Below are 13,010 nucleotides of genomic sequence, written 5' to 3' on the forward strand. Positions count from 1 at the left end.
TTACGGGGAGTCGATACTGTGCCTGGTTTAAAAATTACGCTGTTACAACAACCGTTAGTCTGGATGGATGGGCCAGCCAACCTGCGCCATTTCGACATTCAGCTTGAAGACGTCACCGGGCGTGACCTGATTGTACTGCCAGAAATGTTTACCACCGGCTTTGCGATGGAAGCCGCAAAACAGTCTCTACCACAGGATGAGGTGGTGGCGTGGATGTATGACAAAGCCCGCCAGACCAATGCGTTGATCGCCGGGAGTGCCGCGTTGCAAACCGATCGCGGGCCGGTAAACCGCTTTTTGCTGGTCGAGCCGGGCGGCAACGTGCATGTCTACGATAAACGCCATCTGTTCCGCATGGCCGATGAACATCATCATTACGAAGCGGGCAACGAGCGGGTGGTGTTTGAGTGGCGCGGCTGGCGCATTCTACCCCTGGTCTGCTATGACCTGCGTTTCCCGGTATGGTCGCGCAACCGCAATGATTACGACCTGCTGCTGTATGTGGCCAACTGGCCAGCGCCGCGCTCACTGCACTGGCAATCTTTGCTGGTGGCCCGCGCCATTGAAAACCTTGCCTGGGTAGCGGGTTGCAACCGCGTCGGCACCGACGGCAATGGTCACCACTACCGCGGCGACAGCCGGGTTATCAGCCCGCAGGGCGAAATCATCGCCACCGCCGAACCGCATCAGGCCACGCGCATTGACGCTGAGCTGTCATTAAGCGCGTTGCAGGAGTATCGCGAGAAATTCCCCGCGTGGCAGGATGCAGACCCGTTTACCCTGGGTTAACCCTGCACCGTCCAATTCCCCTCCCCTCAGAGGGAGGGGAAGATCAGGGCATCAGCTCACCAGTGCCTGACCATCCTTCCGGCTTTCTGTCGCTGCCACATAGTGGCCTTCCGCCATGCGATAAACCACTTGCGCACCGCCAAAGTTATAGCCCGCCAGCGGGTCTTCCACCGAAATCTGGTGCCCACGCTCGCGCAACCCCGCAATCACATTGCGGTCGAACGTTGCCTCAACGGAGACGTCCCGGCCCTGCACCACGCGCCAGCGCGGCGCATCAATGGCTGCCTGCGGGTTCTGCCTGTGCAGCATAATACGCAGCGCCATTTGCATATGCCCCTGCGCCTGCATCGGCCCCCCCATAACGCCAAATGACATCAATGGCTTGCCATCTGCGCCCAGCGCAAAGCCGGGAATGATGGTATGAAACGGTCGTTTGCCACCCGCCAGCGCATTCGGATGGTTGGGATCAAGCACAAAGCCGCAGCCGCGGTTTTGCAAACTGATGCCGGTATCCGGCACCACTACACCAGAGCCAAACCCCATATAGTTAGACTGAATAAACGACACCATCATGCCGCTGGCATCAGCGGTGGAAAGGTAAACGGTACCGCTTTGCGTCGGTTCACCGTAGACAAAGTCCGAGGCTTTATCCGGATTGATCAATGCCGCGCGCGACTTCAGGTAATCGTCACTGAGCAACCGTTCAGCCGCAAATTCCAGATGGTCTTCATCGGCGACATAGCGGTCGAGATCCGCCAGCGCCAGTTTCATCGCTTCAATCGACAGATGCAGCGACTGTACCGAGTCCGGGTGATAGCGGCCAATATCGCACTGCTCAAGGATGCCCAACGCAATCAGCGTCGCAATCCCCTGCCCGTTCGGCGGCAACTCATGCACCGAACCACCAGCAAACTCGCGTGACAGCAGCGTCACCCAATCCGCTTTGTGGTTCGCCAGATCCGCCTCGCTCAGGTGCGCGCCATGCGCTCTGGCAAACGCGGCTATTTTCTGCGCCAGTTCCCCGCGATAGAACGCCTCGCCGTTGGTCTGTGCGATCAGCTCCAGCGAACGGGCCTGTGCCGGGTTACGGAAGATTTCGCCAATAGCAGGCGCACGCCCTTGCGGCGCAAAACAGGCGCTGAAACCGGGCTGATCCTTCAGCTTGTGGTAACCGCGCTGCCACAGATGGCCAATCAGCGGTGACACCGGAAAACCGTCACGGGCATACTCAATCGCAGGCTGCGCCAGCGTGGTTAACGGCAGCGAACCGAAACGTTCTGCCAGCGCCACCCAACCGGATACCGCTCCGGGCACCGTTACCGCGTCCCAACCCAGTTCCGGCACCGCTTTTTTACCCGCGAACATATCCGCATGCCAGCTTGCCGGGGAGCGCCCGGAGGCGTTCAACCCCTGCAACGCCTTCCCATCCCAGACAATGGCGAACGCATCGCTGCCAATGCCACAGCCGGTTGGTTCCACTACCGTCAAGGCCATTGCCGTGGCGATCGCTGCATCCACGGCATTACCACCGAGCATCAGCATACGCATTCCCGCTTGCGCCGCCAGCGGCTGGGAGGTCGCCACCGCATTACGCCCCATCATCGGCGCGCGCTGTGAGGCATAACCGACATTAAAATCTATCGCTTTGGTCATCGAAACTCCTTAGTCGTGGCGCGGATCGAGCGCGTCGCGCAGCCCATCGCCGAGTAAATTAAATCCCTGCACGGTCAGAAAAATCGCCACACCGGGGAAGATGGACATCCACGGCGCTTGTTCCAGAAAACCTTTGGCAGTATTGAGCATCGCCCCCCAGGAGGGATCCGGCGGCTGTTGCCCAAGGCCAAGGAAAGAGAGACTGGCTTCAGTGATGATCGCCGACGCAATCGCCAGCGTGGCCTGCACAAGGATCGGCGACATCACATTTGGCAACACATAACGCACGATTATCCAGCGGTCCGGCAGCCCAATCGCGCGTGCGCCGTCGATGTACTCTTCATTGCGAATGGCGATCACCTGGCCCCGCGTCAGGCGGGCAAAAATGGGCATCGCCGACAAGCCTATCGCAATCATGGCGTTCGTCAGGCTGGGACCAAGAAACGCGCCGAGAGCAATGGCCATAATCAGAAACGGGCAGGCCAGTAATGCCTCAATAACGCGCGAGATCACTCCATCCCAGAGACCCTGGAAGTAGCCCGCCAATAGCCCCAACGGCACGCCAATCACCACGGCGATCACCACCGAGACACAGCCTGCCAGCAGCGAGGTGCGCGCCCCCCAAATCATGCGCGATAAAATGTCCCGCCCCAGTTCATCCGTACCAAACCAGTAGAGCGCCGAAGGCGGTTTACGCACGGCCAGGAAATTCGCCTTTACCGGATCAAACGGCGCGATCCACGGAGCCAGCAGCGCGATCAACACAAATACGCCGACGATCACCGCACCAATGACGGCGCTCCTGTTGGCAAGAAATGCCTTCAATACCCGGTTTTCCGCGTGCGGCAGCGAAGCCGCGACACGATTGGTGGTCAGTTCGGCCATTATTCGCTCCGCATTTTCGGGTTAATCAGCACATACAACACATCGGCCAGCAGGTTAAGCAGCAAGAAGCCGATAGCCACCACCAGCACTACACCCTGTACCACCGCGTAGTCGCGGTTAAACACCGAATCGACAATCATCTTGCCAAAGCCGGGAATGGTGAACACCTGCTCAGTAAGCACCGCGCCGCCAAGCAATTCGCCAAACAGCAGCGTCGTCAGGGTGATAACCGGCACCAGCGCATTACGAAACGCGTGCTTCATGATCACCGCTTTTGGCAACAGCCCTTTGGCGCGCGCCGTACGGATGTAATCGGCCTTCAGCACAGCAATCATGGATGCGCGCGTATGCCGCATCAGCGTTGCCGCCAGCCCGGTGCCCAGCACCAGCGCAGGCAGCAGCAACGTGCGCAGGTTCTGTAACGGATCTTCGCTAAACGGCACAAAACCGGACGCGGGCAGCCACTGCAAGTTGACGGAAAAAATCAGGATCAACAAAATCCCCAACCAGAAATGCGGCACCGAAATCCCGGAAATCGCCACAAAGTTCGCACCGTGGTCAACCCAGCTATGACGGTTGACGGCCGCCAGAATCCCCATGCTGATACCGAACACCAGCGCAATGATCATCGCCAGCAGCGACATTTCCAGCGTCACCGGCAACTTGGCGGCGATCAGGTGCGTTACCGGTTCCTGTGTGCGTAACGAAACACCCAGATCGCCCTGTAGCGCACGGGTCAGCCAGTTGAAATACTGCACCGGGATCGGCGCATCCAGGTTCAGCTCGGCACGCAACTGCGCGATCACCGCCGGGTTGCGCTCCTCGCCAAGCATGGCGGTCAGTGGATCGCCGGGCAGCAGTTTTTGCAACCCGAAAACCATCATACTGACCAACAGCAGCGTCGGAATGGCGAGCAGCAGGCGTTTGCAAATCAGTTCCAGCATGGTAGCTCCTCAATACCTGTTACTTCGCCAGCGTCAGCCCCGCCAGACGCACAATGCCGTCCGGATAAGGTTTAAAGCCCTGCACGCTTTTGTTAAGGCCAAACAGACGCGGCTCAAAGTAGAGATAGGCAATCGGCATGTCGGTTTGCAGTTGTTTCACCACGTTTTCATACAGCCCCTGGCGAATCGCCGGATCGTTATGCAAACGTGCCTGCGTCAGCCACTCATCAACCTGCGCATTGCTGTAGCGGCCATCGTTAAGCGTGCCTTTGCTGTGAATAAAACCAAAAATACTGCCATCCGGATCCGGGCGTCCCGACCAGCCGGAGAAACTGAGCTGGAAATCACCGGTTTGCTGCCTGTCCAGCAAGGTGGCGAACTCGGTCATTTGCAGGTTAACGTTAAAACCGGCTTCGGCGGTCATGGCCTGTAATACCTGGCCGACCTGCTGTGAGATAGGGTTGTTCGGCACCAGCATTGAGACCGTCAACGGTGTGGTAACCCCTGCCGCTTTCAGTAACGCTTTGGCTTTTTCCACATCGCGCGGCGGCACTGGCAGCTTCACGTGGTACGGGCTGACAGGGGAAAATGCCTGGTTTGCCGGCGCATACAGACCTTCAAATACCACCTGATTCAGCGCCTCGCGGTCGATGGCCTGCGAGAAGGCTTCACGCACGCGGGCATCTTTAAACGGATCGTTAGCCGCAACCTTGCCATTGTTGATGTTAAAGGTGATGCCCTGGTAACCCAGCCCGGTCACTTTCTCCAGTTGAAGCTTGCTGTCGTTCTGCACGGTTTTTACATCACTGGCCGCAATGCCTTCTGTCAGATCCAGATCGCCGGCGCGCAGGTTTGCCAGCCGCACGGACGCATCCGGGATCGGCAGGTAGATAACTTTGTCGAAGTGATACGCGCTTTTGTTCCAGTAATTCTCAAAGCGCGACAGGACAATGCGATCCTGCGATACGCGGCTGTCAAACTTGTACGGCCCGGAGCACACCGGGTGCGCAGCAAAGTCCGGCTTTTTCGCCGCTTCCGGTGCCAGCATCGCCCCGGCACGATCGGTAAGCTGCATTAACAACGCGGAGTCCGGCGTTTTCAGATGCAGAGTGATTTGCAGCGGTCCGCTCACTTCAACGGATTCAATGGAGGAGATTTCGCTTTTGCGCAGCGAACCCGGCAGCGTCAGCGCGCGATCCAGGCTGAATTTAGCCGCCGCTGCATCAAACTTTTCACCATCATGGAAGGTGACGCCTTCGCGCAAATTCATGGTCAGGGTCTTGCCATCGTCACTCCACGACCAGTCCTTTGCCAGACCCGGCTTCACGTGAAGATTTTCATCGACATCCACTAACCGGTCGCACAGCGAAGCAAACACAAAGCGGCCATAGTAGGTGCGCGCCAGATGAGGATCGAGCATATCCGGATCGGCTCCCAGCCCAATGCGCAGCACATTTTCAGCCTGCGCAGGTAACGCCGCGCCCAGCAACATGGCACTTCCCAGAACGGTCAAAAGAGAATTTCGCACAATCATTAACATATTCCTTTAAGGAGAGGTGTGAGAGGCCGCCTGTTCAAACAGAGCGCGACGGCGCAGGAACGCGGCGGAGGGCGGAGCGATATGAATCACACTGCGATCGCGGTTGATCTCTTGCCAACGATGGCAGAAGACCTGACGACCGCCGTCGAGCACCTGAGTAATGGGCTCGCGTTGACGACACTCTTCGGTGACATAGGGACAACGGGTATGAAAACGGCAGCCCTGTGGCGGGCTGGCCGGGTTGGGTAAATCGCCTTGCAACAGTGGCGTTTGCCGCGCAAGACCTGGCTGCGTCTGCGGTGCGGAGGCAATCAATGCCTGGGTGTAAGGGTGCAATGGCGCATCGAAAATCTCATCAACACGCGCCATCTCTACAATTTGCCCAAGATACATTACCGCCACGCGATCGCTCATATGGCGGATCACCGCCAGACCGTGCGCCACAATGATCAACGTCAGCCCAAGCTGCTGCTTGAGATCTTCTAACAGATTCACCACCTGGGCCTGTACGGAGACATCCAGCGCGGAAACCGGTTCATCACCGAGCAGCAGTTTCGGCCCGGACGCCAGCGCGCGGGCAATGCCAATACGCTGGCGCTGTCCGCCGGAGAACTCATGCGGGTAGCGCCGCGCCCAGGCCGCCGGCAACCCCACGGTGCTAAGCAATTCAGCGACCCGTGCCTGGCGATCCGCTTTGCCCATTTTTTGGTGTAACCACAGCGGCTCACCCACAATCTGCTCCACGGTCATGCGCGGGTTCAGCGAAGCAAAGGGATCCTGAAAGATAATTTGCAGTTCACGACGCAATTGATTCAGGCGCGAGCCGCTGGCATGGGTGATCTCCTCTCCCTGGTAATAAACGCGGCCTTCAGAAGCGCTTAGCAAACGCAGCAGCAGGCGACCAAGGGTGGATTTTCCGGAGCCGGATTCGCCGACAATCGCCAGAGTTTCACCGGGGTAAACACGCAACGAGATGCGATCGACTGCGGTCACGTAACGCTTCGGCGCAAACAGCCGTGTTGGCCCGGCAAAGCGTTTGCTCAGATCGAGCGCTTCAAGGATCGGTGTGCTCATGCGGTTTCTCCCGGCGCAATATGCTCTTCAAGGGGGGCGCGGAAACAGGCCACCTGATGGCCCGGCCCCAGCGGCTGTAGTGCAGGTTTTTCCTGATGGCAGCGGGATTGTGCAAACGGGCAACGCGTGGCGAAACGACACCCTTTCGGCATCGCCTCCGGCAGCGGCACCGCGCCGGGAATGGTGGAGAGTTGACCTTTGCGCGCACCGAGTGAAGGTATCGATCCCATCAACCCAATGGTGTAAGGGTGTTGCGGATCGGCAAAAATCGCCGCCACGCTGCCCTGCTCCACCACCTGTCCGGCGTACATTACCGCCACCTGCTGGGCGACTTCTGCCACGACACCCAGATCATGGGTGATCATTAATACCGCCGTGCCGGTTTCGGCTTTCAGGGTGTTGAGCAGCGCCAGGATCTGCGCCTGAATAGTCACATCCAGCGCCGTGGTGGGTTCATCGGCAATCAACAGACGCGGCTTATTAATCAGCGCCATGGCGATCATCACGCGTTGGCGCATACCGCCAGAAAGCTGGTGTGGGTAAGCCTTCAGACGCATTTCCGCCGCCGGGATCTGGACTTTTTCAAGGATCTGTAACGCCGCGTCCCTCGCCGCCTGGCGCGAAAGGTGCTGATGGCGCATCACCGCTTCGCTAAGCTGATCGCCAAGGGTGAACGCCGGGTTCAGGGAAGTCATCGGCTCCTGAAAGATCATTGCCAGCTCATTGCCGCGCAAGTTGGCATACTCGCGGGCAGAGAGGTGGCGTAGGTCATGTTGGCGAAATTGCATCTCACCGCTGACGATCTGTGCGCTGCCGGGCAGTAACCCCATCAGCGCCAGTGAGGTAATGCTTTTGCCGCAGCCGGATTCCCCCACCAAGGCCAGCGTTTCGCCACTGTTTATGGTCAGCGAAATGCCATCCAGCACGCTGACAGGCGAGCTGCTGAATTGCACGTTCAGATTATGCAGCCGCAATACCGGCGCGGCCTCGTTATGCGGGAGAGTTGTCATGGCGTATCGTCCCCGAGATGAATGGCCTGCATCAGGGCATGTTGCAGATCGAGCAGGTGCTCACGCATCGCAGCCGCTGCAACATGCGGCTGCCGTTCCCGGATGGCGTGCATAATCCGGTGGTGATGATCGTTATAGCGATCCACTTTTGCCGGGGTACGCGCCAACTCTCGCAGATGGTGCCAGCCAGGTTCGCGGCGCACCGCGTCAAGGGTGTCAAAAAGACCGAGCATCAAGCGGTTTCCCGCCGCTTCGGCGATGGCCCGGTGAAAAGCGCTGTCCCACAGCTCATTAAGATCCGGATCGTCCGGACTGACGTTATTGATGCGTTCCAGCATGCGTTGCATCAGCGCCAGGTGCTCGTTGCTGGCGCGCAACGCCGCCAACCGCGCAAGACCCGGTTCTATGTGCAAACGCGCTTCCATCACTTCCAGCATATTGGTTTGTTGCACCAACCCCTGGATTGCAGCCGGTGCGACGGGCGCGGCAGGGCCAATAAAGGTACCTTTACCCTGTTTACGCCAGATACGCCCCTCTTCTTCCAGCACATCGAGCGCGCGGCGCACTTCGCGTCGCCCGACGCCCAGGCTTTCCGCCAGTTCGCGTTCTGTGGGCAGAGGAGTCCCTGGTGTTGACTCATGTTGGTGAATAAGCCCACGAAGTTGTTCAAGCGCTGTACTGGAATTTGCCAGATAGCGTGATGGTCTTTCCATATTGGTTCATCCGCGTTTAGCGTTATTTTTTATTAAATTACAAATGGTTAAATAAAAACGCATTTGCACTACCCGCGATGAATAAAGCAATTACCGAACCAATCTGGCATTGGTTCGGTCATGTTTTTGAAATTTTTGTTAATGCTTTGATTTGATAATGTTTATTTTTGATCCTGCACTGACGGGCATTCGCCACGCAAAACAGGCTGTACACAAAACGCACACTTAGCGTGCAAACGATGCACTAAAAAGGGGGCAGAGCTTCAAACGGGTTTGATGACGGTGAGCGGAGAAGGCATTACCCCTTATCCGATGATGACGCCCGATAGCGCTGTGCTTATCGGGCTTGCAAAGGGATCGAATGGGTTTGGTGCAGGCAGGCCGGATGCCTGGGCAGGCAATGACGATAAATCAACACAACTTAACACAACCGAGCAATGCTATTCCGCCACCTCAAACCGCAGGCTGGTATGACGGAAGCTGTGCGTGGGAGTTTGTGTGCTGGCGACAACAATGTCGATCTCCTCACAACCCGCGACCTTGTAGCGCGCCACCTGCGAAATTTTGTCGGCAGTGACGGCGGCAATCACTTCATTGCTCTGGTTAAACACCTCTTTTTTGAAACAGGCATCATCGTAATAGGCTGCGCTGAGTCCAGCCTGCGGATCCAGCCCACAGACGCCGATAAACGCCTGATCAAAAAGCATATTGCGCAGTTGATTCACCGTCTCTGAACCCAATGCACTCCCTACCAGCGGGTTCACTTTCCCACCCAGCATAATGAGTTCGCCGCTTTTGCGACTGCTCAGCGCAGCGGCAATTTGGGGGGAATTGGTCACAATGGTTAGCTCCATTTCATGCGGGATAAAGTTCACCATTAAGAGATAGGTAGAGCCGGAATCAATAAAAATGCAGCTGCCGGGCTTGATCATTTGTGCACATCGGCGGGCAATCGGCTCTTTTTCTTCCACATTTTCTGCAACGCGCGTTTCAAAGCTGGCGGATTGTTTAAGCTGGCTGACAGCGCCGCCATACACTTTTTTGCACAGCCCCTTTCGCGCCAGCTCCTGTAAATCGCGGCGAATGGTATGTTCGGACACGCCTAACTGACGGGCAACATCCACGCCAATCACCCGGCCCGTGTCGATCAGCATCTGATGGATCAGCGCTTGCCTCTGCTCAGGCAATGCATTGTAGTCGGTCACACTCAGCCCTCGAAATTAACACAACCTTGCACAAATAAACACAATCTATCATAGTGTATCCGATCCATGATACATGTTCAGGTCAGGCATGACGACAACGTGGATAAAGAATCAACGGGTTATAAGGGGAGCTGATTATGTATCAGGACATCATCTATCAGGATCTGGATAAAACCATCGACCATCTTGAACACCGCACCGTCGTCTGGTTTACGGAAAATAAGCACCAGCCGCCCGCCGGACTCTTTTATCTCTACCTGCGGGCCTCCCGCACAGGGGAGTTTTGCGCGGACTATGGCCGGTTACTGGATGGCTCAATGGTGTGCCTGAGCGACATCCTGCCGCAACTGGCCCATCGTTTCGCGCCGCGCATCGCAACGGCGGCAGAGTTGCCCGGACTGAAAACGCGGCGCATTCTGAGCATGCTGCTTTACTGGCTGAGCCAGCACCACAGCGGCCAGAGCGATGCGTTGCCAGGGCGTGAAGAAGTGATGGACATCTTTTCCAGCATTCTTGAAAACACCACGCTGCGGCTGTGTTAAGCCGCAACGCGCTATGGCGTCAGCGCCAATTCCCGCACTGTCAGGCTCATTGCCCGAAGCGCCAGTGCCACATCACTCACCATGACGTTTTCCGCCGGGTGATGGCTAATGCCTTTTTCACAGCGCACAAACAGCATGGCCGATGGCCAGCGTTCGGCAATGGCAATCGCGTCATGACCCGCGCCGCTGGGCAACAGCAGCACACGCCGCTGAACGTTTCGCACCGCATCAGCCAGCTTGTCGCGCAATTCGCCATCGCAGGGCGTGGCGGCAATGGTATAAAAAATATCGTGGCTAAACGCCACTCCACGCTGTTCTGCAATGCGCATGGCTTGCGCCAGTAAGTGGTTCAGTAACGCTTCACGCTGTGGGTCATCGGAACTACGGATATCCAGCGTCAGCGACACCACGCCGGGGATCACATTCACCGCACCGGGTTCACACTGCAAGGTTCCCACGGTCGCAACCAGTTCAGGACCAGCTTGCCGCGCAGCATGCTCAATCAATACCATCCATTCCGCCGCGGCGGCAAGCGCATCGCGGCGATGGCTCATCGGTACAGTGCCAGCATGCCCGGCCTCGCCGGTAAAGCGGCAATGCAAACGGCGGGCACCGTTAATGGCCGTAACGACGCCGATCGCCAGATCTTCCTGCTCAAGCACCGGCCCCTGCTCGATATGCAACTCCAGATAAGCCGAGAAATCCGCCGCCGGGCGTTGCGCATCGCCAATACGCGTCGCATCAAGACCGGCGTGTGCCAGCGCCTGTGCCACGCTTATCCCCTGTGCGTCCTCACAGGCCAGCCATTCAGCAGGCCAGCTTCCGGTAAGACCGCGACTGCCAAGAAGCGTGATATTAAAACGGGTGCCTTCTTCATCGGCAAAGCCCACAATCTCAATCGCCTGGGTTCCACGCACGTTTGCCCGGTGCAGCCCGTCGACAATTTCAATGGCGGTCAACACACCCAGCATGCCGTCGTAACGCCCGGCATCGCGCACGGTATCAAGATGCGACCCCAGCAGCACCGCCGGAGCACCTTCCGATGCCGCTTCGTAGCGCCCACAAATATTGCCCACCGCATCCTGCCAGGTGCGCATACCCGCCTGTTGCATCCACGAGGCGACCAATGCGTTAGCTCGCAGGTGCTCGGGCGACAGATAGACCCGGGTGAGCTGCCCCGGCGTTTCACTGATACGCGCGAGTTCGTCGCAGCGCGCCATCACCCGCTCTGCGGCGCGGGCGGCCTCCTCGGCGGTCATCATCCGTTCGCTCCGTCGTAGATATCCCACGCGGCCTGCATGCCAGCCCCCTGAACAGTGCGCAACCCCAGGCGGTTAAGCACGGCTTCCAGCGCCGTCAGGGTTTGCAGAACGCAATCTTTCCGCGCGTTATACCCCATGGTGCCAATACGCCAGATCTTGCCCTGTAGCGGACCAAACGACGTCCCGATCTCAATATGGAAATCTTCCAGCAGCCGTTTACGCACCTCTTCGCCCTGCACTTCCTGCGGAATCATCACCCCCAGCACGTTATTCATCTTGTGGCTGATATCGCCGAATACCGTCAGCCCCATGCCCTGGATGCCCGCCAGCAGCGCACGTCCATGCAGTTCATGGCGGGCGATGAGTGCGTCCATGCCCTCCTCCAGCATAATGCGGGCGCATTCGCGGGCGGCAAATAACATGCTCGTTGCTTCGGTATGATGGTTCAGGCGTTCCGGCCCCCAGTAATCCATTACCATGCCAAGATCGAAATAATTGGAGTAGATCATCTCATCTGCGCCGTCCTGATGTGCCTCGGTACGGATCCCCTGCTCCACGCATTTACGCGCGCGGATCGCGGCTTCCATCGCCGGGCTTAGCGTCACCGGCGAGCTACCGGACGGGCCGCCCAGGCATTTTTGCAAACCGGCGGAGACCGCATCCAGCCCCCAGGCATCGCTCTCCAGCACGTTACCGCCCAGCGAGGCGGTTGCGTCGGTATAAAACAGTACACCGTGACGGCGGCAGATCTCACCGAGGTGCTCCAGCGGTTGTAGCATGGTGGTGGAAGTGTCGCCATGCACCGTCAGCAACAGGCGCGGTTTAACCCGAACGATCGCATCTTCGATCTGGTCTGGCGTAAAGACCTCACCCCAGGGAACCTCAATCGTGTGTACTTCCGCACGGCAGCGACGGGCAATTTCACACAGCAAATGACCAAATCGACCAAACACCGGCACCAGCACTTTATCTCCCGGGCGAATGGCCGACACGAGGATTGCCTCAATGCCCGCGCGGGAAGTGCCATCCACCAGCATCGTCCAGCGGTTTTGCGTGCGGAACACCTGGCGGTAGAGTGCCATCACCTCGTTCATATAGCCGGTCATTACCGGATCGTATTGCCCCACTAACTGACTTGCCATGGCGCGCAGCACACGCGGATCGGCATTGATCGGCCCCGGCCCCATTAACAAGCGTTGAGGCGGGTTTATTTGCGGGAACTGCTGAAAATCGAACATGGGCGCATCCTTTGATGTGCGACAGCACAGATGATGAAACAAAAGGTTCTTTAATGTTATTTTTGCAACTAATGTGCCACAGACAAAAAGATGAAGCCAGCATAGGAATAACTTGGAATCTACGACCATTTAGTCAAAAAAAACGGGACGCTAAA

12 protein-coding genes are annotated in these 13,010 nt (G+C 57.7%); 2 read left to right on the plus strand and 10 right to left on the minus strand.

Annotated features, from left to right (window positions below; translation table 11 throughout):
* The first annotated feature begins 18 nt into the window (after positions 1-18).
* A complete protein-coding gene (locus tag O9K67_RS19835; RefSeq protein ID WP_061497401.1) occupies positions 19-789 on the plus strand; it encodes an amidohydrolase in 771 nt (256 codons plus the stop codon).
* Positions 790-840: 51 nt separating this feature from the next.
* Here the strand turns inward: O9K67_RS19835 and O9K67_RS19840 are convergent, their stop codons facing one another.
* The 8 genes from O9K67_RS19840 to O9K67_RS19875 all read right to left on the minus strand — a co-directional run bounded on the left by O9K67_RS19840 (position 841) and on the right by O9K67_RS19875 (position 9,813).
* Entirely contained in the window at positions 841-2,442 is a 1,602-nt protein-coding gene (locus tag O9K67_RS19840) for a gamma-glutamyltransferase family protein (RefSeq protein WP_061497403.1), read from the minus strand.
* Between the two features lie 9 nt (positions 2,443-2,451).
* Entirely contained in the window at positions 2,452-3,327 is an 876-nt protein-coding gene (locus O9K67_RS19845) for an ABC transporter permease (RefSeq protein ID WP_061497405.1), read from the minus strand.
* On the minus strand, positions 3,327-4,271 hold the full coding sequence (locus O9K67_RS19850) for an ABC transporter permease (RefSeq protein ID WP_061497407.1): 945 nt from the start codon (positions 4,269-4,271) through the stop codon (positions 3,327-3,329). Before O9K67_RS19850 ends, O9K67_RS19845 begins: the two co-directional genes overlap by 1 nt.
* A 19-nt stretch (positions 4,272-4,290) precedes the next feature.
* Entirely contained in the window at positions 4,291-5,805 is a 1,515-nt protein-coding gene (locus O9K67_RS19855) for an ABC transporter substrate-binding protein (RefSeq protein WP_170933816.1), read from the minus strand.
* Between the two features lie 12 nt (positions 5,806-5,817).
* The gene (locus O9K67_RS19860) at positions 5,818-6,885 is read right to left on the minus strand and encodes an ABC transporter ATP-binding protein (protein ID WP_061497409.1); all 1,068 of its coding nucleotides are present in this window, start codon (positions 6,883-6,885) and stop codon (positions 5,818-5,820) included.
* Positions 6,882-7,895, minus strand: a complete 1,014-nt coding sequence (locus tag O9K67_RS19865) for an ABC transporter ATP-binding protein (RefSeq protein WP_061497411.1) — start codon at positions 7,893-7,895, stop codon at positions 6,882-6,884. Before O9K67_RS19865 ends, O9K67_RS19860 begins: the two co-directional genes overlap by 4 nt.
* On the minus strand, positions 7,892-8,608 hold the full coding sequence (locus tag O9K67_RS19870) for a FadR/GntR family transcriptional regulator (protein ID WP_061497414.1): 717 nt from the start codon (positions 8,606-8,608) through the stop codon (positions 7,892-7,894). The genes O9K67_RS19865 and O9K67_RS19870 overlap by 4 nt, the downstream gene beginning before the upstream one ends.
* A gap of 440 nt (positions 8,609-9,048) precedes the next feature.
* Positions 9,049-9,813, minus strand: coding sequence for a DeoR/GlpR family DNA-binding transcription regulator (locus O9K67_RS19875; RefSeq protein ID WP_061497416.1), 765 nt, complete (start codon positions 9,811-9,813; stop codon positions 9,049-9,051).
* Positions 9,814-9,950: 137 nt separating this feature from the next.
* On the opposite strand from O9K67_RS19875, the gene O9K67_RS19880 reads away from it, so the two are divergent.
* Positions 9,951-10,355 carry a hypothetical protein gene (locus O9K67_RS19880; protein WP_061497418.1) on the plus strand — a complete coding sequence of 135 codons (405 nt, stop codon included), beginning with the start codon at positions 9,951-9,953 and terminating at the stop codon, positions 10,353-10,355.
* Positions 10,356-10,366: 11 nt separating this feature from the next.
* Here O9K67_RS19880 and hpxK read toward each other — a convergent pair whose 3' ends face one another.
* Both hpxK and O9K67_RS19890 read right to left on the minus strand, forming a co-directional pair.
* Positions 10,367-11,617 (minus strand): allantoate amidohydrolase, encoded by a 1,251-nt coding sequence (gene hpxK / locus O9K67_RS19885; RefSeq protein WP_061497420.1) that lies wholly within the window; start codon positions 11,615-11,617, stop codon positions 10,367-10,369.
* Positions 11,614-12,855: a pyridoxal-phosphate-dependent aminotransferase family protein gene (locus O9K67_RS19890; protein ID WP_061497422.1), complete on the minus strand. Its 1,242-nt coding sequence runs from the start codon at positions 12,853-12,855 to the stop codon at positions 11,614-11,616. The genes hpxK and O9K67_RS19890 overlap by 4 nt, the downstream gene beginning before the upstream one ends.
* Between the last annotated feature and the right edge of the window lie 155 nt (positions 12,856-13,010).

Origin of the sequence: Kosakonia oryzendophytica (assembly GCF_027886705.1) — a bacterium.
Taxonomy (GTDB): Bacteria; Pseudomonadota; Gammaproteobacteria; order Enterobacterales; family Enterobacteriaceae; genus Kosakonia; species Kosakonia oryzendophytica.